Source organism: Burkholderia sp. B10 (assembly GCF_004368385.1).
GTDB lineage: Bacteria > Pseudomonadota > Gammaproteobacteria > Burkholderiales > Burkholderiaceae > Burkholderia > Burkholderia vietnamiensis.
The window spans coordinates 18083-37925 of record NZ_PQMX01000023.1; the positions used below are offsets into that span (position 1 = coordinate 18083).

Sequence of the window (19843 nt, forward strand, 5' to 3'; positions counted from 1 at the left end):
TATGGAAGTAGTCGGAAAGAGTGTTGGACGACGCGGGCCCGGAATTCCTACCATGTGCATCAACAGGAGGAATCGCATGATAGCAACTGCCGCCACCATCGAGCGCATCGACACGCTGCTCGTCGACGTGCCCACGATTCGGCCCCACAAGCTGTCGGTCGCCACGATGAATTGCCAGACACTCGTGCTCGTCCGAGTTCGATGCACGGACGGTATCGAAGGCGTCGGCGAGGCGACCACGATCGGCGGGCTCGCATACGGCGAAGAGAGCCCCGAGAGCATCAAGGTCAACATCGACACGTATTTCGCGCCGCTGCTGCAAGGGATGGACGCGACGCGCCCCGGCGCCGCGATGGCGCGTGCCCGCAAGCTGTTCCAGGGCAACCGCTTCGCGAAATGCGCGCTCGAGACCGCGCTGTTCGATGCGCAGGCGCGCCGCGTCGGCGTGCCGCTGTCGGAGCTGTTCGGCGGCCGCACGACCGATGCGGTCGAGGTCGCGTGGACGCTCGCGAGCGGCGACACGCAACGCGACATCGCCGAAGCCGAGGCGATGCTCGACGCGCGCCGCCATCGCGCGTTCAAGCTGAAGATCGGCTCGAACGCGGTCGACGACGACGTCGCGCACGTGATCGCGATCAAGCGCGCGCTCGGCGACCGCGGCGACGTACGCGTCGACGTGAACCAGGCGTGGAGCGAAACCGAAGCGATCCGCGCCGGCGCGCGGCTGGCGCATGCCGGCGTGAGCCTCGTCGAGCAGCCGATCGCCGCGACCAACCGGGCCGGGCTGAAGCGCCTCACCCAACTCGCGCACATTCCGATCATGGCCGACGAAGCGCTGCACGGCCCCGTCGATGCGTTCGCGCTCGCGCAGGAGCGCGCGGCCGACGTGTTCGCGGTGAAGATCGCGCAGTCGGGCGGCCTGCTCGGCGCGGCGAGCGTCGCGTCGATCGCATCGGCGGCCGGCATCGATCTGTACGGCGGCACGATGCTCGAGGGCGCGGCCGGCACGATGGCGTCGGCGCAACTGTTCAGCACGTTCGGCTCGCTCAGGTGGGGCACCGAGCTGTTCGGCCCGCTGCTGCTCACCGAGGAAATCCTCGTCGAGCCGCTGCGCTACCAGGATTTCAAGCTGCATCTGCCGGCCACGCCCGGCCTCGGCATCACCTTCGACTGGCCCCGCATCGAGCGGATGCGACGCGGCGCCCGCTGAATCCGCTCGCCCCGACGAACGACGACACGACAAACGAAACCGGAGACACAGATGAACAAGCAAGACATCGACGCACTGCTGAAGACCTTCGACGACGCCGCGGAGAAGCCCGGCAACCCGCGCGTGCGCGCGATCGTCAACCGGATCGTGAAGGATCTCTGCTACACGATCGAGGACTTCGACGTCCAGCCGAGCGAGTTCTGGACCGCGCTGAACTACCTGAACGAAGCCGGCCGCGAATTCGGATTGATCGCCGCGGGCCTCGGGCTCGAGCGCTTCCTCGACGTGCGGATGGACGAGGCCGAGCAGAAGGCCGGCATCACGGGCGGCACGCCGCGCACGATCGAAGGGCCGCTGTACGTCGCGGGCGCGCCGGAATCGGTCGGCCACGCGCGGCTGGACGACGGCACCGATCCCGGCCAGACGCTGATCATGCGCGGCCGCGTGCTCGGCCAGGACGGCGCGCCGCTCGCGAACGCGCTCGTCGAGGTGTGGCATGCGAATCATCTGGGTAACTACTCGTACTTCGACCAGTCGCAGCCGGCGTTCAACCTGCGCCGCTCGATCCGCACCGACGCCGACGGCCGCTACAGCTTCCGCAGCGTGCTGCCGGTCGGCTACAGCGTGCCGCCGGGCAGCAAGACCGAGCAGCTGCTCGACCAGCTGGGCCGCCACGGCCATCGCCCCGCGCACATCCACTTCTTCGTTTCGGCCGACGGCTATCGCAAGCTGACGACGCAGATCAACATCGAAGGCGATCCGCACATCTGGGACGACTTCGCGTTCGCGACGCGCGAAGGGCTGATCCCGAAGGTCAAGCAGGCCGAAGGCGCGGAAGGCAAGCCGTATGGCGTCGACGGTCAGTTCGCGCTGATCGACTTCGATTTCTCGCTCGTCAAGGAACGGCAGCACGTACCGGCGAGCGATGTCGAACGCGCACGCGCGCAGGCCTGAGCGGCCGTAACGTTCGACGAACCGACAATACAAGGAGCGCAGGATGCTGTTTCATGTGGAAATGACCGTCCGCCTGCCGGCGGACATGGACCCGGTCAAGGCGGCGACGCTGAAGGCCGACGAGAAGGCGATGTGCCAGCGGCTGATGAACGACGGCCTGTGGCGGCATCTGTGGCGCATCGCCGGGCAGTACGCGAACGTCAGCATCTTCGACGTGGACAGCGTGCAGCAGCTGCATGACCTGCTGAGCCAGCTGCCGCTGTTTCCGTACATGGAGATGGAAGTGCGCGCGCTGTGCCGGCATCCGTCGTCGGTGCGGGACGACGATCGCTGAGATCCGTGCAGCCCGTGAAGCCCGTGCTGCCCGTGCCGGCGCTTGTCCGGCGGCGCACGGGCCGCAGTCCGTTACGACCCGACGAACGCCTGCCTCACGCGGCGTTCGCCGCTGCGGACGCGGGATCGCGCGCGTTGTTGGGCGGCGCGTCGGGTGCATCGTGCGCCTCCTCGTGCGCGACGTGCACCGCGAACCCCACGCTGCCGGGCGCGATCTCCGCCTTCAACGTCAGCGCCGGAATCTCGTAATCGCCCGCGTTCTGCCGCCGAAACGGAATCGGCTGCGCGGTCCATAGCTCATCGAGACGCTTGCCGAGCGCCGCGCGTGTTTCGTCGAAGCGCACGTCGTTCATCTTTCCGGTACGGTGGATCGCGAACGGCGGCAGCACGTCGAACCCCGGGTAATACAGGACGCCGTGCTGGATCGGAAACAGCAGGTCGTCGAGCGGCCCGTTGATTCCGCGCGCGCTGTAGTGCGACGCCCAGCCGCCCGTCGTGACGATCACCATCGCACGCTTGCCGGCCATCATCCCTTCGCCGTATCGGTCGCCCCAGTGCGTATCGGAATGCTCGCCGACGCCGTACGCGAAGCCGTAGGCATACACGCGCTCGATCCATCCCTTCATGATCGCCGGCATCGAGAACCACCACAGCGGAAACTGCAGGATCAGCGCGTCGGCCCATTTCAGCTTTTGCTGCTCGCGCGCGATGTCGTCGCGCTGCGTGCCCGTCTCGTATGCGTGCTTCGAATCGCGCGAGGGATCGAAACGCGCGCCGGGCGCGCGCTCGGTCATGTCGTCGGCGTCGAGCGTGGGCTTCCAGTTCATCGCATACAGATCGGACACCTGCACCGCATGGCCGGCGGCCTCGAGATGCTGGACCGCGAAGTCGCGCAACGCACCGTTCAGCGAGCGCGGTTCGGGATGGGCATAGACGATCAGCACGTTCATGTTCGTGACTCCGTTGATTGAATGACTGCAGGATGCCGGCGCACTCGGTATATTGGAAATGAATTCCCGATATTCCTGGTATAGCCATGAACAATCTCAGACGCATCGACCTGAACCTGCTGGTCACGCTCGACGTGCTGCTCGCCGAGCACAACGTCACGCGCGCGGCCGCGCGGCTGAACATGTCGCAGCCGTCGGTGAGCGTGCAGTTGCAGAAGCTGCGCGACCTGTTCGGCGATCCGTTGCTGTTGCCGGGGCCGCGCGGCATGCGGCCGACCGCGCGCGCGCAAGCGTTGCGCGAGCCGCTGCGCGATGCGCTCGAAGCCGTCGAGCGCGCGGTGCTCACGGCCACGCCGTTCGATCCCGCGACCGCGACCAACATGTGGCGCGTGGCCGCGACCGACTACGGCGAATCGACGATCGTGCTGCCCGCCTTGAGCGCGCTGCGCGCGGCCGCGCCGGCGACGCGGCTCGCCGTCGTCGAGCTCGCGCCGCCGCGCATCGAGCAGGAAGCCGAACGAAACGGCATCGACCTCGCGCTCCACACGACCGAAGGCTCGCCCGACGGCATGCGGCGCCTGCCGCTGTTCGTCGAGCGATACGTGCTGGTAGGCCGCGCCGGTCATCCGAAGCTCAAGCGCCGCCCGACGCTCGCGCAGTTCGCTGCGCTGGAACACGTGATCGTGTCGCCCGACGGCGGCGGCTTCTTCGGCGTGACCGACGAAGCGCTCGCGAAAGCGGGCGCCGCGCGGCGGGTCGTGCTGTCGGTGCCGCATTTCCTGTTCGTGATCTCGGTCGTCGCCGCCACCGACCTCGTCGCGATGCTGCCCGAGCGACTGGTGCGCAATACGCCGGGGTTGCGCGTCGTCGACGCGCCCGTCGACGTGCCGGGCTACGAGATGTCGATGCTGTGGCACGAACGTGTACATCGCGACCCGGCGCATCGATGGCTGCGCGAGACGATCGCCGCGGCGGTGTGACACGGTCGTACCACTGCCCGCACGAAGGACTTGAAACCGGATCGAACACTGTATATATTCACAGTGTTTTTGCATCATTCGACCCGAATTCCGTCAACCATGGCGGACGGACTTTTGTGAGGCGACCATGTTTCAGTCATCCGCATTCGATCCCGAGCAACCCGGCTTCAATCCCGTCCAGTTCGAGCGTGCCGCGCAGCGGGCGGTCGGCGATCTGCAGCGTGTCGTCGGCGGCCCTGCGCAGCGCGCGCTCGGGCTGCGACGCCGCACCCACCCGGCCGCCGCCCGCACGATGAGCTGGCAGGCGCTGCTGAACGTCGAGGAGCTGGCATTCTCGAATCCCGGTTTCCTGAACCGCAACGATCCGGCCGTCGTCGACGCGTTCATCCGGCTGCGCGACAGCCGGCTGGTCGCCGCGGACGTCGAGGAGCCGGTCGACTGGAGTCGCGACGACGACGATCTCCCGGCCGTCTACCTGATCGTCAAGGCGATGCTCGAAGCGGAACGGGAAGAGCGGGCCGAAGCGGCGTAAGGCGGGTGGCGGGTCGGTCGGGCTGGCGGGAAGCCGGCGGGCAGAACGCGCCGAGAGTGGGTCGGTCGCGCTCGGCATCGCGGGCGTGGGCCGTGTCGGGCCGAGTTAGCCGAGTTGGGGCCGGGGCTGAGTTGGCCGAATTGCGCGTATTGCGTGCGCTGCTCCGTATCGCGCGGCGCCGCGACGGTGCCAATCCGCGCCACCGCCCTGCGCGGAGATCGCCGCTTCATCGAAACAAACGCGCGCCCATCGCCCAGCCAAACCGCCGCACCGCCGCGCGCGCCATCGAAACGTCGAACCGAGCGCCGATTACAGCCGCGCCGCCAACCGCGCCCCCTGATCGATCGCCCGCTTCGCGTCGAGCTCCGCAGCCAGTTCCGCGCCGCCGATCAGATGCACCGAGCGCCCGGCCGCCTGCAGCGGCGCGAGCAGCGCGCGCTGCGGCTCCTGGCCTGCGCACAGCACGATCGTATCGGCTTCGATCAGTTCATGATCGCTACGTTGCTCGCCGTACGACACGTGCAGCCCACGTGCATCGATCCTTTCGTAGTTCACGCCGCCGATCATCTTCACCTGCTTCATCTTCAGCGTCGCCCGGTGAATCCAGCCGGTCGTCTTGCCGAGCCCCTTCCCGAGCGGCGCCGGCTTGCGCTGCAGCAGCGTCACCTCGCGCGCCGGCGCGGCGACCCGTGCGCGCGTCACGCCGCCGCGCGTCACGGCCGGATCGGTCACGCCCCATTCGGCCTTCCATTCGTCCAGATCGAGCGTCGGAGACTGGCCGTCCTGCACCAGGTATTCGGCGACGTCGAAGCCGATTCCGCCCGCGCCGACCACCGCGACACGCCGGCCGACCGGTTGCCGGCCCGCCAGCACGTCGATGTAGCTGAGCACGTTCGGGCCGTCCTGCCCCGGAATCTTCGGATCGCGCGGCGTCACGCCGGTCGCGAGCACGATCTCGTCGTAGCCGCCATCGATCAACTCGCGCGCGTCGACGCGGCGGTTCAGATGCAGCGTCACACCGGTCACCTCGATCTGGCGGCCGAAGTAACGCAGCGCCTCGTCGAATTCTTCCTTGCCCGGAATGCGCCTCGCCATGTTGAACTGGCCGCCGATCTGCGCGGCGGCGTCGAACAGGTCGACGCGATGGCCGCGCTGCGCGAGCACCGTCGAGCACGCCAGCCCGGCCGGCCCGGCGCCGACCACCGCGATGCGCTTCGGCTGCCGCACCGGCGTATAGACGAGTTCCGTCTCGTGGCACGCGCGCGGGTTCAGCAGGCACGACGCGATCTTGTTCTTGAACGCGTGATCGAGGCAAGCCTGGTTGCAGCCGATGCAGGTGTTGATCTCGTCGGCGCGGCCCTGCGCGGCCTTGACGACGAACTCGGCATCGGCGAGCAGCGGGCGCGCCATCGACACCATGTCCGCGCAGCCGTCCGCCAGAATCTGCTCGGCCACCTCGGGCCGGTTGATGCGGTTCGTCGTCACCAGCGGGATGCCGACCTCGCCCTTCATCTTCTGCGTGACCCACGCGAACGCGCCGCGCGGCACCGACGTCGCGATCGTCGGCACGCGCGCCTCGTGCCAGCCGATCCCGGTGTTGATGATCGTCGCGCCCGCACGCTCGACGGCCTTCGCGAGCTGCACGGTCTCACTCCAGTCGCTGCCGTCCGGGATCAAGTCGAGCATCGACAGCCGGTAGATCAGGATGAAATCGCGTCCGACCGCTTCGCGCGTGCGCTCGACGATCTCGATCGGCAGCCGGATCCGGTTCTCGTACGCACCGCCCCACTGGTCGGTGCGCTTGTTCGTATGCATCGAGATGAACTGATTGATCAGATAGCCTTCGGAGCCCATGATCTCGACGCCGTCGTAGCCGGCCTCGCGTGCGAGCTGTGCGCAGCGGACGAACGCGCGGATCTGCCGCTCGACGCCGCGCGCGCTCAGTTCGTGCGGCGCGAACGGCGAGATCGGCGACTTGATCTTCGACGGCGCGACCGCGAACGGGTGATAGCCGTAGCGGCCCGTGTGCAGGATCTGCAGCGCGATCTTGCCGTCGTGCGCATGCACGGCGTCGGTAATCACGCGATGCCGCCGTGCGCCGGCCGACGTCATCAGCGTGCCGCCGAACGGCTTGGTCCAGCCGGCCACGTTCGGCGCGAAGCCGCCCGTCACGATCAGGCCGACGCCGCCGCGCGCGCGTTCGGCGAAATAGTCGGCGAGGCGCGGCAGCGTCTTGCGGCTGTCCTCGAGGCCGGTGTGCATCGAGCCCATCAGCACACGGTTCTTCAACGTGGTGAAGCCGAGATCGAGCGGCGCGAGCAGGTGCGGAAAAGCGGTCGTCATGATGGTTTTGCCGGGATGCGATGAGCGTCATCGTAGGCCGCCCGCCGCGTTGAACGTGAGGGGGTAAACAGCCATAATGCTTGTCATTTCCGGCCAACTTCACATGACGAATCCGCGCCGCAAGGACCTTCTCGGGCTACGCCGGCCGACCATCCCGGTCGCCTATCCGCGCCTGCTGCTGCAGGCGCTGGCCGCGCGCGGCGTCGATCCGGCTGCCGTGCGCGCCGGCACGGGCCTGCGCGACGCGGTGCTGGCCGAGCCCGACGCGCGCGTCGCGCCGTCGCAATGGGGGCGGCTGGTGCTGAACGCGATCGCGATCGGCGGCGATCCGGGCATCGGGCTCGCGTTCGGCCTGTTGCTGAAGCCGACCGTGCACGGCTTTCTCGGCTATGCGACGCTGACCGCGCGGGACATCCGCGACGCGCTGCGCGTCACGCAGCGCTACTTCCGGATGCGCAACCGCCAATACCGGCTCACCTACGCAGAGGACGCGCTCGGCGCGACGCTGGAATTGCACGGCGTGCAGGCCAGCCCGGTGCTGCAGCATCACGTGATGTTCGAGTTCGTGTTGACCGGGCTCGCGCAGAACATCTCGCAATGGTCGGCACGTTCAGCGCCGCCGATCGCGCTGCGCTTCACGTGGCCGGAGCCCGCCTACTTCGCGCTTTACCGCGAGCAGCTGCCGCCGGTCGAATTCGGCTGCGCGGCGAATGCGCTGTGGATTGCGCGCGATGCGCTCGACTGGCCGCTGCCGCTCGCCGACGACGTCGCGCACCGGCAGGCGCTCGTGCAGGTCGAGCGCGAATACGCGCAGGTGCGGCAGGAAGAAGGCGATCTGGTCGAGCGGGTGCGCGCCGAGCTCGCGAGCGCGGCCGGCGACTATCCGGACCCGGATGCGCTCGCCGACGCGCTGCTCGTGTCGACGCGCACGCTGCGGCGCCGGCTGGAGGAAGCGGGAGCCAGCTATCGGCAGTTGCTGGACGAAGCGCGGTTTCGCGACGCGAAGCAGTTGCTCGCCGCGTCGGATCTCGATCTGAAGACGATCGCCGAGCGCTTGCAGTTCACCGATCCGGCGAATTTCACGCGGGCCTTCCGGCGCTGGGCCGGGCAGACGCCGAGCGCGTTTCGGCAAGCGGCTGCGGGCGATACGACGCAGGATTGAGCCGGACTATGCGTGCCGGCACGCGGGCGCGTTCGAGTGGTTCGAGTGGTTCGAGTGGTTCGAGCGGTTCGAGCGGTTCGAGCGGTTCGAGCGGTTCGAGCGGTTCGAGCGGTTCGAGCGGTTCGAGCGGTTCGAGTGGTTCGAGTGGTTCGAGTGGTTCGAGCGACCTCATCGGCTTGACCGACTGGACCCACGTGCCCGACCCGACCAACGCAACAGCGACCGGCGCATCGCGCGCGCAACGTCATCGACCACGCGCGACATCGCATCGGCGCATCTGCGCGCCCGCGCGGTGCAGTCACGACATCGCACCGCGCGTGCGGCCCGGCGCCTTCGCAGCCCGCCGCACCCGCGCCCTATCGCTGCCCGATTACGCCGAACAACTCGCTGCGCAGCGCCTTCGCGCGCGCACGGCCGAACTGCGCCTCGAACTCGTCCTGCGCAGCCTGCCACGCGATTTTCGCGCGCGCGTAGGTACGCCGGCCGGCGGCCGTGAGGCTCAGTGCATGCGCACGCGCATCGTCCTCGGACGCGGCCGCGGCAACCAGCCCGTCGCGCTGCAACGGCTTGAGTGCGCGCAGCAGCGTCGTGCGGTCCATCACCAGCGTGTCCGCCAGCTCGCTCATCCGCTGCTCGGGACGGTGCGACAGATTGGCCATGATCGCGAATTGCGCGGCCGTGACTCCGACCGGCGCGAGATGCCGCTCATAGAGTTGCGTGACGAAGCGCGCGGCCTGCCGCAGCGCGAGACAGTTGCAGGCCTGCACAATCTGGGTGTCGTTCATGCACGGCAATTTATATGTGCATATGCATAAAGTCAATGTACACTGCGCCGTGACATGGCTGGGCCGGCCGCGTACGTCACGTGCCCCGCCATCGCTTCGAGGAAACGGGCATGGACTACATCGACAAGTTGCGGGTCTTCCGGACGGTGGTCGAAACGCGCAGTTTCACGCGAGCGGCCGATATCCATGGCCTGGCGCGGCCGGTGGTGTCGCGGGCCGTCGCCGATCTCGAGGCGCGCTTCGGTAGTCGCCTGCTGCACCGGACCACGCGTCAGGTATCGCTCACCGAAACCGCCGAGCGCATCTACGACCGCTGTGCGGCGGTTCTCGACGAACTCGACTCGCTCGAAGCACAGGCGCTGGCGCACACGCGCGAGCCGGAAGGGCTGCTGCGGCTCGTCGCGCACACGACGGCCGCGCTGAACCGGCTCGTGCCGCTGATCGCCGGTTTCAAGGCCGCGCATCCGAAAATCCGCCTCGATGTCACGCTGACCGAGCGCCCGGTCGATCTCGTCGGCGAAGGTTACGACATCGGCATCGTCGTCCCGTACATGCTGACGAGCGAAACGACGATCGTGCGGCTCGTGGAACGCATCCCGGTGGTGATCGTCGCGACGCCCGCGTATCTGCGCACGCATCCGCGGCCCGAGACTCCCGCCGCACTCGCCGGCCACGCGTTCGTGCCGATGTCGCCGTCGTTGCGCCGGCCCGCGCTGTCGTTCCGCGACGGCAACGACATGGTGACCGTGCCGCTGAGCTTCGACATTTCGTCGAACAGCCCCGTCTTCAACCGCGAAATGGTGATGCGCGACTTCGGCATCGGCGTGGTGCCGAGGACGCTGGTCGAGCCCGAACTCGCGTCCGGTGCGCTCGTGCAATTGCTCGAAGGCGCCGATCTCGTCGACGCGTTCGTCGAGATCAAGCTCGCCTATGCGAACCGCGCGCTGCTGCCCGCGAAGGTCAAGGCGTTCATCGACTACGCAGCCGCCTACGGCGACGGCGCACGCTGATGGGTGCCGGCGCGCACGCGCCGCGCATCGCGCGCCCGATTGGTACGGCCGCGACACCAATCTGATCCCGCGCGGCTGCTCGCTTCGCGGCGCGCCGCGCCCTAGCATGTGCACATGCACAACACCCCACTCAGCGACGACGATTGCTTCGCGGTCCGGCAAGCCGCGCGGCGGATCTCGCAGTTCTACGAGCGCTACCTGTCGCGGGCGAACGTCACGCCATCGCAGTACAGCATTCTCGCGCTGCTGCGCGAACACCCGGGCCTGTCGATGGCGACGCTGTCGGCCGTCCTGGTGATCGAGCGCACCGCACTGTTGCGCGCGCTGAAGCCGCTCGTCGGCGCGGCGCTCGTCAGCGGCCGCGTCGAGCCGCGGTGCCGCCGCCGAACGTTCTCGTTGACCGCAGAGGGCGAAGCGAAGATCGCCGCAGCACAGGTGCACTGGCGCGCCGCCCAGCACGCATTCGAGCAACGCTTCGGCACAGCACGCGCGGCACGCCTCAGAGACGAACTGTTCACGATCACGCACGACCTGGCGACGCGCTGATCGACGACCTCGCCGATCGCCCCGATACGTGCATATACATGGATGCATCGATGGAAACGACCCAAACCGCTGCGTCGCGCGACGCGGCTACAGCCGACCGGCCCGCGAAGCAGCAACGCCGCGTGCCGTGGATGCGGATCGCGGTCGCGGCGGTGGTCGTCGCGGTCGCGGCCGCGACGCTCGACTGGCTGTTCGTGCTGCGCTTCGAGGAAAGCACCGACGACGCCTATGTCGGCGGCGACGTGACGGTGCTCGCGCCGAAGGTCAACGGTTTCGTCGACAAGATCCTCGTGACCGACAACCAGCGCGTGAAAGCCGGCGACGTGCTCGTGCAGCTCGACGCGCGCGACTACGACGCGAAGCTGGCGCAGGCCAGCGCCGAAGTCGACGGCGCGCGCTCCGCGGTCGCCGAACTCGAAGCGAAGCAGCAGCTTCAGTACGCGGTGATCGGCCAGCATGCGGCGGACCGTCACGCGTCGGCGGCCGAGCTCGCGCGCGCCGCGTCGGATCGCGAGCGCTACCGCGAGCTCGTGAAGTCCGACGCGGTGTCGAACCAGATCGTCGAGCGCGCGGATGCCGACTATTCGAAGGCGGACGCCGCCGTCGCCCGCAGCGACGCCGCGCTGCTCGCCGCGCAGCGGCAGCTCGACGTGCTCGGCGCGCAGCTCGCCGACGCGCGGGCGCGCGTGAACACGGCACTGGCCGCCCAGCGGGTCGCGGCGCTGAACGTCGAATACACGACGATCCGCTCGCCGGTCGACGGCTACGTGGGCAACCGCACGGGCCGCGTCGGGATGCTCGCGAACGTCGGCGCGCCGTTGCTGACGATCGTGCCCGCGTCCGGCCTGTGGATCGACGCGAACTTTAAGGAAGACCAGTTGCGCAGGATGCGCGCGGGCGAGCGCGTCGACGTCGCGCTCGACGCGTCGAGCACGCGCCTGCATGGCCGCGTCGACAGCCTCGCGCCCGCGACCGGCGCGACGTTCAGCGTGCTGCCGCCCGAAAACGCGACGGGCAACTTCACGAAGATCGTCCAGCGCGTGCCGGTGCGCGTGCATCTCGACCCGCAGCCGGGGCTCGAACGCGTGCTGCGTCCCGGCCTCTCGGCGGTCGTGACCGTGCATCTCGACCGCGCGAACTGAGCCGGAGCCGACGATGACCACCGCGTTTTCCGGCAACCCCGCGTCGCAACCGACGAAGCAGCGCGTGTTCGCGTTCGCGCTGATGTGCGTCGGCTTCTTCATGGCGACGCTCGACATCCAGATCGTCGCGTCGTCGCTGCGCGACATCGGCGGCGGACTCTCCGCGAGCCAGGACGAGCTGTCGTGGGTGCAGACGGCCTACCTGATCGCCGAGATCATCGTGATCCCGATGTCGGGCTGGCTGTCGAAGGTGATGTCGACGCGCTGGCTGTTCGTCGCGTCGGCGGTCGGCTTCACGATCACGAGCATGCTGTGCGGGCTCGCCTGGGACATCAACTCGATGATCCTGTTCCGCGGGCTGCAGGGCGCGCTCGGCGCCGCGATGATCCCGACCGTGTTCACGACCGCGTTCGTGTTGTTTCCGGGCAAGCAGCGGCTGATCGCATCGACGACGATCGGCGCGCTCGCGTCGCTCGCACCGGCGATCGGGCCGGTGATCGGCGGCTGGATCACCGATCAATGGTCGTGGCACTGGCTGTTCTACCTGAACCTCGTACCGGGCATCGTCGTGGCCGCGCTGGTGCCGCGCTACGTGCACATCGACGAACCCGACCCGAGCCTCGTGAAGCGCGGCGACTATCGCGGCATCGCGCTGATGTCGGGCTTTCTCGGCTGCCTCGAATACGTGCTCGAAGAAGGCCCGCGCAAGAACTGGTTCAGCGACGACGCGATCGTCATCTGCGCGTGGATCTCGGCGATCTGCGGCTTCCTGTTCATCGTGCACGCGTTGACGGCAGACGATCCGATCGTCGACCTGCGTGCGCTCGCCGTACGCAACTTCGGGATCGGCAGCCTGCTGTCGTTCGTCACGGGGATCGGGATCTTCGTGACCGTATTCCTCACGCCGCTGTTTCTCGCGCAGGTGCGTGCGTTCAGTTCGCTGCAGATCGGCATCGCGCTGCTGTCGGTCGGCGCATTCCAGTTGCTCGCGCTGTGCGCGTATGCATTCGCCGCGCGCTACGTCAGCATGCGCGCGCTGCTCGTGTTCGGGCTCGTCTGCTTCGGCCTCGGCTGCTACCTGTACACGCCGATCACGCACGACTGGGGCTGGCGCGAGCTGCTGCTGCCGCAGGCGCTGCGCGGCATCGGCCAGCAGTTCAGCGTGCCGCCGATCGTGACGATGGCGCTCGGCTCGCTGCCGCAGTCGCGGCTGAAATCGGCGAGCGGCCTGTTCAACCTGATGCGCAACCTCGGCGGCGCCATCGGCATCGCGGTGAGCGCGACGATGCTCAACGACCGGCTGAACTTTCACTACCTGCGGCTGAACGAGCACGTGAGCGCCGGCGAGCCGCAAGTCGCATCGCTGCTCGATCGCCAGGCCGCGTACTGGAGCGCGGTCGCCGGCAACACGCTCGATACCGCGCAGGCCGGCCTCGCGACCCTGCACCGGCTGATCTATCGCGAAGCGCTGACGCTGACCTACGCCGATGCGTACTACGCGCTGTCGCTGTGCTTCGTCGTCGCGCTGGTTGCCGTCGCGTTTTCCCGTCCGATCACGCTGAATGCGCCGCCACCCGACGCACACTGAAGCCGAGACCCCGATGATGATAAAACTGCTCGTCGCGCTGGTCGTCAGCGCATTCGCCGCCGGGTGCGCGCTGCAGCCCGCGCAGCATGCCGCGCTTCCCGATGCCGTTGCGTCGGTCGCGCCCGCCGCTTGGGACGCCGACGTGCCGCGCACGGACGTCGACGCCGCCGCATGGTGGGCGCAGTTCGACGACCGCGTGCTCGATCGGCTGGTCGCAACCGTGCTCGACGCCAACCTCGATCTGCAGGCCGCCGCCGAACGCGTGAAGCAGGCGCAGGCGCTGACCGCACGCAAGCGCGCGGCGCTGCTGCCCGAGCTCGATGCGAGCGCGCACGCGGCCGACGCGCGCCAGAACACGCCGCCGCCGCTCGGCTACGTGCGGCAAGCCGGCGTCGGGCTCGCGCTGAGCTGGTCGCCGGACGTGTTCGGCGGCGAGCGGCTCGACCTGCTGGCCGCGCAAGCCGAACTGGTCGGGCAGAAGCATGCGGAAGACGCGATGCGGCTCGCGCTCGCGGCCGACGCGGCGTCCGCCTATGTCGACCTGCGCTGGGCCCAGCAGGAGCTGACCATCCTCGAGGACAACGCGGCGCTGCGCCGGCGCGCGCTCGAACTGACGCGCAAGCGCCAGGCATTCGGGTTATCGACGGAACTCGACGTCACGCGCGCGCAGAACCAGCTCGATGCGCTGGACGCGCGGATTCCGCCGACGCACGCGCAGATCGCTCATCAGCTCAACCTGATTGCCGTGTACGCCGGGAGAACGCCCGAGTCGGTGGACCGGCTCCTGCTCGCGCAGCGCGGCGAGGTGCCGGTGTCGCCGGCCGGCTCGCCCGCGACGCTGCCGTCGCAGGCGCTGCTGCGACGGCCCGACGTGCTCGCCGCCTATGCGCAGGTCGAACGGCGTGCGGCGCAGGTCGGCGTCGCGAAGGCCGAGCGGTATCCGAAGTTCTCGCTGAACCTGACCGACGGAATCCTGGCCGCGTCGTATCTCGGGCTGCCGACGCTCACCGACAACCTGTTCAGCGCGGCATTGAGCGCGACGAGCCCGATCTTCGACGCTGGACGCATCACCGCCGACATCGCGCAGAGCGAAAGCCGGATGCGCGAGTCGGAGCTTCGACTGCGGCAGACGATGCTGCAGGCGCTGCGGGAAGTCGAGGATGCGCGGGCGAATCTGGTCAGCAGCGACGCGGCAACGCAGCGGCTCGCGAGCGCGCTGTCGGCGTCCAATCACGCGCTCGGGCTCGCGAACCAGCTTTACAAGGGCGGCGCCACCGATTTTCTCGACGTGCTGTCGGCACAGGAGGTGTATTTGCGCGACGCCGAGGCGCTCAATCAGGCGCGGCGCGAGCATGCGCTCGCCGCGGTCGCGTTGTATCGGTCGCTCGGTGGCGGCTGGAGCCGCAACGATGCGGCGGGCGGGACGGAGCCGGAAGCCGTCGCGGCCACCGCTGCGGCCCGCTGACCGGTGCGCCGGCGACCTTCGCCGCATCGAAACGCTCCACGCCCGCCCGTCCGTCGACTCGGCGATGCCGCGCATTCAGCCGACGTCAGGCCACCGGTATCCGATCACCTCGCTCACCGGATACGCGAGCTCGCGCACCTCGTCGAGCTGATTGCCGCCGAACAGATGCACGTGCGTGTGGTCGTGACGCAGATAGAACCCGACGTGGCCCTTCCAGCTCGCCGGATCGTCGCGCGTGAGCACGGCGATGCAGCCCTGCTCCAGCGGCCGCCCCCAGTCGAGCCACGAACGCGCGAGCGCCGACCCGGTGCCGCGGATGCCCGCATGCGCGATGCACCAGTTGACGAACGACGAGCACCACGAAATCTTGTCGTCGTAGCCGACCAGATTCGTGTGGCCGTTGTATTCGACGATGCGCGGGTTGCTGCTGCCGGGCGGGAAACGGCGGATGCCGAGCTCGGCCAAAGCGATGTGCATCCACGGCGGGTGGCCGGTGTGTGCGTTGCGTTCGGGATTCGATCGGTTCACGGGGGCCTCGGGTTCGGTTCTCGGAACGGTCGGCCAATCTTCGCATGAATCGGGCGGCCGTCGCAGCGGCGTTTTGCGGCTCGCGGCCCCGGTAACGAAACATGCGAACGACTTCATCGCCTGCGCCCACGGCCGCAACACGCTTACCGCTCCGCTCTGAGGCGCCGCACACGCACCGCCCGTCCCCGTCACTCCACCGTCACCGATTTCGCGAGATTCCTCGGCTTGTCGATATCCGCGCCGCGCAGCCGCGCCGCGTGATAGGCGAGCAGCTGCAGCGGCACGACGTGCAGGATCGGCGACAGCAGTCCGTAGTAGTCGGGCATCCGCAACACCGACACGCCCTCGCCGTCGTCGATGCGCGTATCGGCATCGGCGAACACGTAGAGCTGGCCGCCGCGCGCGCGCACTTCCTGCATGTTCGACTTGAGCTTCTCGAGCAGCGCGTCGTTCGGCGCGATCGTCGCGACCGGCATCGCGTGGGTCACCAGCGCAAGCGGCCCGTGCTTGAGTTCGCCGGCCGGATAGGCCTCCGCATGGATGTACGAAATCTCCTTGAGCTTCAGCGCGCCTTCGAGCGCGATCGGGTAATGCAGGCCACGCCCGAGGAACAGCGCGTTCTCGTGCTGCGCGAATTCCGCGGCCCAGCGCTCGATCTGCGGCTCGAGCGCGAGCACGTCGTCGAGCGCGTTCGGCAAGCGCCGCAGCTGCGTCGCGTAGCGGGCGAGCTGCGCGTCGTCGACGCAGCCGCGCAGCCGGCCGAGCGTCACCGCCAGAATGAACAGCGCGACGAGTTGCGTCGTGAACGCCTTGGTCGACGCGACGCCGATTTCCGGGCCTGCGCGCGTGAGAAAGCGCAGGCTGGTCTGGCGCACCATCGCGCTGGTCGGCACGTTGCAGACGGCCAGCGTGTCGATGTGGCCGAGCGCCTGCGCATATTTGAGCGCGGCGAGCGTGTCGGCGGTCTCGCCCGATTGCGACACGCACGCGACCAGTGTGTTCGGCAGCGCGAGCGCATCGCTGTAGCGGTATTCGCTCGCGATCTCGACCTGCGCGGGCAGCCGCGCGATCGTCTCGAGCCAGCGACGCGCCGTCAGGCCCGCGTAGTAGCTCGTGCCGCACGCGACGATCAGCACGTTGTCGATCTGCTCGAACGCGCGCGTCGCGTCGGGCCCGAAGGCAGCCGGATCGAACAGCCCCGCGTCGGGAATCGTCGCGGCGACGGCCTGCGGTTGCTCGAAGATCTCCTTCTGCATGAAATGCCGGTACGCGCCGAGCTCGACCACGCCGTGGGCCGGCGCGACCGTCTGCACCGGGCGCTCGACGGGCGCGCCGTCGCGCGTCAGGATCCGCACGCCGGCAGGCGTCAGCTCGACGACGTCGCCTTCCTCGAGAAAGATGAAGCGATCGGTGATGCCGGCCAGCGCGAGCGCATCGGACGCGAGAAAGCACTCGCCGTCGTTCAGGCCGACCACCAGCGGCGAGCCGACGCGCGCACCGATCAGCCGCTGCGGCTCGTGCTTGCTGAACACGGCGATCGCATACGCGCCGTGCAGCTGTGACGTCGCATCGCGCACCGCGGCCAGCAGGTCGCCGCGATACTTGCTGTGGATCAGGTGCGCGACGACCTCGGTGTCCGTCTGTCCGTCGAATTCATAGTGCGCGTCCGACAGTTGCCTGCGCAACGTCTCGTGATTCTCGATGATGCCGTTGTGCACGAGCGCGATCTCGTCGCGCGAAAAGATCGGATGCGCGTTGCAGGTGGCCGGCGCGCCATGCGTCGCCCAGCGCGTGTGCGCGATGCCGGTGCTGCCGGCGAGGCCCGCGCTACGCACGTGCGCGTCCAGATCGGCGACGCGCGACACGCTGCGCGCGCGGCGCGCCTGGCCGTCGACGACCGTCGCGACCCCGCATGAATCGTAGCCGCGATATTCGAGGCGACGTAAACCCTCGATCAGAACCGGAACGATGTCCCGTTGCGCGACCGCGCCGACGATGCCACACATGACCCGTCTCCTTGCCCCTGTTCGTCCATCGGCCGTGCGCCGCGGTTTTTCGTCCACCGTGGTCGCACCCGCAGGTCCGTCGCAACTGCGCACATGCGCGTGCATCTCGTGCGTCGCGCCACATCCGAACGTAGGCACACCGAGCGCTGTTTCCGGCTCCGCCGTATCGGTATCGCCGAGCTGCGTCGGCCGCCGCACGCCTGCACCATCGAACAAGCAAGCGTCGAGCCATCGACCGACTTCGCCCACGCGGCAAGGGCCGGCGATGCGCCGACGCGCTCGCCGACGCGCCGCGCCGTCCGTTTTTGATTCATCGCCGCATCATCGCTCTCGACCGTCGGCGAGACGATCCACCGCGTCGCGTCGCGCATCGACGCAAGGCCTGCAAGCCGCGCGGGGTAAGGGCTGCGCAGGCGTCGGTCATCGCATCGCGACTGCGTCGCCGCGCCGTGCCGTCAGCATCCGCGATGTCGCGCCGGCTGCGAATGGACACCGCACATGTTTCAGATGCGCAACATTTCGCGATCTCGCGCGGCCGTCCGGTCGTTTCACGCGCGGGCCGTCATGCAACGCGATGCCGCACGCAACGAACGACGCCACGCGTCGTACGGGGCGACGCCACGGGTGCAACTCAGCGTCCCCGCCGCGCGCCGGCGCGCCGCGCTCGTAGCAATTGTGAAACGTTCGACGCGTTGCCGATGCGGCGCGGGCGTCGGGGCCGGGCCACGCGGCGGGTGGTTTGAATATTGCTGTATTGGCAACGGGGAGCGGTCGCGACGAACGGCACGGCAAAGAACGCTCATGACGTAACCGGAATCGCGACGACACCACGGTCGTCCGGCGATGGCGCGGCGCAGATCACGCGGGCCAACACGCGGCGCTCGCCGTTGCAACGCCGCCGCACCTCGTGCGGTGCGAACCGACGCAATCGCGACGTGCGTCGGCCGGTGGCGTGCGAGCAGGTCGATGTCGGGAGCCGGTTCCTTCCGCTCAGAAAAGCTATACGGGGATATCAATGAAGAAGATCTTGCTTGTATTCGGAACCCGGCCGGAAGCCATCAAGATGGCGCCGCTCGTTCGCGCGCTGAAGGCGCGCGCGGATGTCGACGCGAAGGTGTGCGTCACCGCACAACATCGGCAAATGCTGGATCAGGTGCTGTCGTTGTTCGACATCGAGCCCGACTACGATCTCGATCTGATGCGTCAGGGCCAGACGCTCAGCGACGTGACGACCGGCATCCTGCATGCGATCGGCGCGGTGTTCGACGACCTGCGCCCGGACATCGTCCTCGTGCATGGCGACACGACCACCACGCTGGCCGTGAGCCTCGCGGCGTTCTATCGCTACCTGCCGATCGGGCACGTGGAAGCGGGCCTGCGCAGCGGCGACATCTGGTCGCCGTGGCCGGAGGAGCTGAACCGTCGCGTGACGGATGCGGTGTCGTCATGGCACTTCGCGCCGACCGGCCAGGCGCGCGACAACCTGTTGAGCGAAGGCGTGCCGGTCGGCTCGGTGGTGATGACGGGCAACACGGTGATCGACGCGCTGCACGACGTCAAGCACATGCTCGAACGCGACGACGCGCTCAGCCGCGAGGTCGCCGCGCGCTTTCCGTTCCTCGACCCGACGGCCCGCATGGTGCTGATCACGGGCCATCGCCGCGAGAGCTTCGGTGAGCCGTTCCGGAATTTCTGCGAGGCGCTGCGCACGCTCGCGCACCGCTATCGCGACGCGCAGTTCGTCTACCCGCTGCACCTGAATCCGAACGTGCGGGAGCCGGCGCTCGCGCTGCTCGGCGGCGAGGCCAACATCTACCTGATCGAACCGCAGGAATATCTCGCGTTCGTGTATCTGATGTCGCGTTCGCACTTCATCATCACGGACTCGGGCGGCATCCAGGAGGAAGGGCCGGCGCTCGGCAAGCCCGTGCTCGTCACGCGCGATACGACCGAGCGCCCCGAAGCGATCCGGGCCGGCACCGCGCGGCTCGTCGGCACGGACCCGGAGCTCATCGTGCGGGAAGCGTCGCGGCTGTTCGACAGCGCGAGCGCCTACGACGAGATGGCGCGTGCGAGCAACCCGTACGGCGACGGACATGCGAGCGAGCGGATCGTCCATGCGCTGATGCATACGCCGGCGTCGAGCGCGAATACGACGAGCTTCTCGATGGGCGCGGCCGAACTGCCGCTCAACGCGCTCACGCTCGGATTGCAGGCGTTGCGCTCGCCCTGAGCGGGGCGGCGTCTGGGGGCTCGGTCTGCCGGTTCCGGGCAGCGCGGAAGGTCGCCGCTATTGAGCGTAGCGGCGC

General features: G+C 68.5%; 17 protein-coding genes. 12 read left to right on the forward strand and 5 right to left on the reverse strand.

Annotated features, from left to right (window positions below; genetic code table 11):
* Positions 1–76: 76 nt before the first annotated feature.
* Genes C3Y15_RS14085 through catC form a run of 3 tightly spaced genes read left to right on the forward strand, consistent with a single transcriptional unit; the run spans position 77 to position 2498 of the window.
* Entirely contained in the window at positions 77–1210 is a 1134-nt protein-coding gene (locus C3Y15_RS14085; RefSeq protein WP_059462398.1) for a muconate/chloromuconate family cycloisomerase, read from the forward strand.
* Between the two features lie 51 nt (positions 1211–1261).
* A complete protein-coding gene (catA, locus tag C3Y15_RS14090; RefSeq protein WP_034194945.1) occupies positions 1262–2164 on the forward strand; it encodes a catechol 1,2-dioxygenase in 903 nt (300 codons plus the stop codon).
* A 43-nt stretch (positions 2165–2207) separates the two neighbouring features.
* Complete coding sequence (gene catC / locus C3Y15_RS14095) at positions 2208–2498, forward strand: muconolactone Delta-isomerase (protein WP_011881489.1); 291 nt, start codon at positions 2208–2210, stop codon at positions 2496–2498.
* 94 nt (positions 2499–2592) lie between these two features.
* Here catC and C3Y15_RS14100 read toward each other — a convergent pair whose 3' ends face one another.
* The gene (locus C3Y15_RS14100) at positions 2593–3447 is read right to left on the reverse strand and encodes an NAD(P)H-dependent oxidoreductase (protein WP_069246552.1); all 855 of its coding nucleotides are present in this window, start codon (positions 3445–3447) and stop codon (positions 2593–2595) included.
* 86 nt (positions 3448–3533) lie between these two features.
* Here C3Y15_RS14100 and C3Y15_RS14105 point away from each other — a divergent pair, with 86 nt between their 5' ends.
* A complete protein-coding gene (locus tag C3Y15_RS14105; protein ID WP_059462399.1) occupies positions 3534–4427 on the forward strand; it encodes a LysR family transcriptional regulator in 894 nt (297 codons plus the stop codon).
* A 127-nt stretch (positions 4428–4554) separates the two neighbouring features.
* Entirely contained in the window at positions 4555–4959 is a 405-nt protein-coding gene (locus tag C3Y15_RS14110) for a DUF2471 family protein (RefSeq protein WP_059462400.1), read from the forward strand.
* Positions 4960–5268: 309 nt separating this feature from the next.
* Here C3Y15_RS14110 and C3Y15_RS14115 read toward each other — a convergent pair whose 3' ends face one another.
* Positions 5269–7302, reverse strand: a complete 2034-nt coding sequence (locus tag C3Y15_RS14115) for an NADPH-dependent 2,4-dienoyl-CoA reductase (RefSeq protein ID WP_059462401.1) — start codon at positions 7300–7302, stop codon at positions 5269–5271.
* Positions 7303–7378: 76 nt separating this feature from the next.
* Here C3Y15_RS14115 and C3Y15_RS14120 point away from each other — a divergent pair, with 76 nt between their 5' ends.
* A complete protein-coding gene (locus tag C3Y15_RS14120; protein WP_069246553.1) occupies positions 7379–8464 on the forward strand; it encodes an AraC family transcriptional regulator in 1086 nt (361 codons plus the stop codon).
* Positions 8465–8820: 356 nt separating this feature from the next.
* Here C3Y15_RS14120 and C3Y15_RS14130 read toward each other — a convergent pair whose 3' ends face one another.
* Complete coding sequence (locus tag C3Y15_RS14130; RefSeq protein WP_011881483.1) at positions 8821–9249, reverse strand: MarR family winged helix-turn-helix transcriptional regulator; 429 nt, start codon at positions 9247–9249, stop codon at positions 8821–8823.
* Between the two features lie 110 nt (positions 9250–9359).
* On the opposite strand from C3Y15_RS14130, the gene C3Y15_RS14135 reads away from it, so the two are divergent.
* The 5 genes from C3Y15_RS14135 to C3Y15_RS14155 all read left to right on the forward strand — a co-directional run bounded on the left by C3Y15_RS14135 (position 9360) and on the right by C3Y15_RS14155 (position 15000).
* Positions 9360–10259, forward strand: coding sequence for a LysR family transcriptional regulator (locus C3Y15_RS14135; RefSeq protein WP_011881482.1), 900 nt, complete (start codon positions 9360–9362; stop codon positions 10257–10259).
* Positions 10260–10373: 114 nt separating this feature from the next.
* Positions 10374–10805: a MarR family transcriptional regulator gene (locus tag C3Y15_RS14140; RefSeq protein WP_041494082.1), complete on the forward strand. Its 432-nt coding sequence runs from the start codon at positions 10374–10376 to the stop codon at positions 10803–10805.
* A gap of 50 nt (positions 10806–10855) precedes the next feature.
* Positions 10856–11947: an HlyD family secretion protein gene (locus tag C3Y15_RS14145; protein WP_034194939.1), complete on the forward strand. Its 1092-nt coding sequence runs from the start codon at positions 10856–10858 to the stop codon at positions 11945–11947.
* A 13-nt stretch (positions 11948–11960) separates the two neighbouring features.
* Positions 11961–13535, forward strand: coding sequence for a DHA2 family efflux MFS transporter permease subunit (locus tag C3Y15_RS14150; RefSeq protein ID WP_011881479.1), 1575 nt, complete (start codon positions 11961–11963; stop codon positions 13533–13535).
* A gap of 16 nt (positions 13536–13551) precedes the next feature.
* The gene (locus C3Y15_RS14155) at positions 13552–15000 is read left to right on the forward strand and encodes an efflux transporter outer membrane subunit (RefSeq protein WP_034195053.1); all 1449 of its coding nucleotides are present in this window, start codon (positions 13552–13554) and stop codon (positions 14998–15000) included.
* Between the two features lie 75 nt (positions 15001–15075).
* Here C3Y15_RS14155 and C3Y15_RS14160 read toward each other — a convergent pair whose 3' ends face one another.
* Positions 15076–15477: a TIGR02594 family protein gene (locus C3Y15_RS14160; RefSeq protein WP_045578212.1), complete on the reverse strand. Its 402-nt coding sequence runs from the start codon at positions 15475–15477 to the stop codon at positions 15076–15078.
* Positions 15478–15716: 239 nt separating this feature from the next.
* Positions 15717–17534 carry a glutamine--fructose-6-phosphate transaminase (isomerizing) gene (glmS, locus tag C3Y15_RS14165; protein WP_059462402.1) on the reverse strand — a complete coding sequence of 606 codons (1818 nt, stop codon included), beginning with the start codon at positions 17532–17534 and terminating at the stop codon, positions 15717–15719.
* Between the two features lie 1015 nt (positions 17535–18549).
* On the opposite strand from glmS, the gene wecB reads away from it, so the two are divergent.
* Entirely contained in the window at positions 18550–19767 is a 1218-nt protein-coding gene (gene wecB, locus C3Y15_RS14170; protein ID WP_011881474.1) for a UDP-N-acetylglucosamine 2-epimerase (non-hydrolyzing), read from the forward strand.
* Positions 19768–19843: the final 76 nt, after the last annotated feature.

Excerpts from the sequence above, each read along its gene's own strand:
- C3Y15_RS14085 (WP_059462398.1), top strand. The coding sequence starts at position 77 with ATGATAGCAACTGCCGCCACCATCGAGCGCATCGACACGCTGCTCGTC.
- catA (WP_034194945.1), top strand. The coding sequence starts at position 1,262 with ATGAACAAGCAAGACATCGACGCACTGCTGAAGACCTTCGACGACGCC.
- catC (WP_011881489.1), top strand. The coding sequence starts at position 2,208 with ATGCTGTTTCATGTGGAAATGACCGTCCGCCTGCCGGCGGACATGGAC.
- C3Y15_RS14100 (WP_069246552.1), bottom strand. The coding sequence starts at position 3,447 with ATGAACGTGCTGATCGTCTATGCCCATCCCGAACCGCGCTCGCTGAAC.
- C3Y15_RS14105 (WP_059462399.1), top strand. The coding sequence starts at position 3,534 with ATGAACAATCTCAGACGCATCGACCTGAACCTGCTGGTCACGCTCGAC.
- C3Y15_RS14110 (WP_059462400.1), top strand. The coding sequence starts at position 4,555 with ATGTTTCAGTCATCCGCATTCGATCCCGAGCAACCCGGCTTCAATCCC.
- C3Y15_RS14115 (WP_059462401.1), bottom strand. The coding sequence starts at position 7,302 with ATGACGACCGCTTTTCCGCACCTGCTCGCGCCGCTCGATCTCGGCTTC.
- C3Y15_RS14120 (WP_069246553.1), top strand. The coding sequence starts at position 7,379 with ATGCTTGTCATTTCCGGCCAACTTCACATGACGAATCCGCGCCGCAAG.
- C3Y15_RS14130 (WP_011881483.1), bottom strand. The coding sequence starts at position 9,249 with ATGAACGACACCCAGATTGTGCAGGCCTGCAACTGTCTCGCGCTGCGG.
- C3Y15_RS14135 (WP_011881482.1), top strand. The coding sequence starts at position 9,360 with ATGGACTACATCGACAAGTTGCGGGTCTTCCGGACGGTGGTCGAAACG.
- C3Y15_RS14140 (WP_041494082.1), top strand. The coding sequence starts at position 10,374 with ATGCACAACACCCCACTCAGCGACGACGATTGCTTCGCGGTCCGGCAA.
- C3Y15_RS14145 (WP_034194939.1), top strand. The coding sequence starts at position 10,856 with ATGGAAACGACCCAAACCGCTGCGTCGCGCGACGCGGCTACAGCCGAC.
- C3Y15_RS14150 (WP_011881479.1), top strand. The coding sequence starts at position 11,961 with ATGACCACCGCGTTTTCCGGCAACCCCGCGTCGCAACCGACGAAGCAG.
- C3Y15_RS14155 (WP_034195053.1), top strand. The coding sequence starts at position 13,552 with ATGATAAAACTGCTCGTCGCGCTGGTCGTCAGCGCATTCGCCGCCGGG.
- C3Y15_RS14160 (WP_045578212.1), bottom strand. The coding sequence starts at position 15,477 with ATGCACATCGCTTTGGCCGAGCTCGGCATCCGCCGTTTCCCGCCCGGC.
- glmS (WP_059462402.1), bottom strand. The coding sequence starts at position 17,534 with ATGTGTGGCATCGTCGGCGCGGTCGCGCAACGGGACATCGTTCCGGTT.
- wecB (WP_011881474.1), top strand. The coding sequence starts at position 18,550 with ATGAAGAAGATCTTGCTTGTATTCGGAACCCGGCCGGAAGCCATCAAG.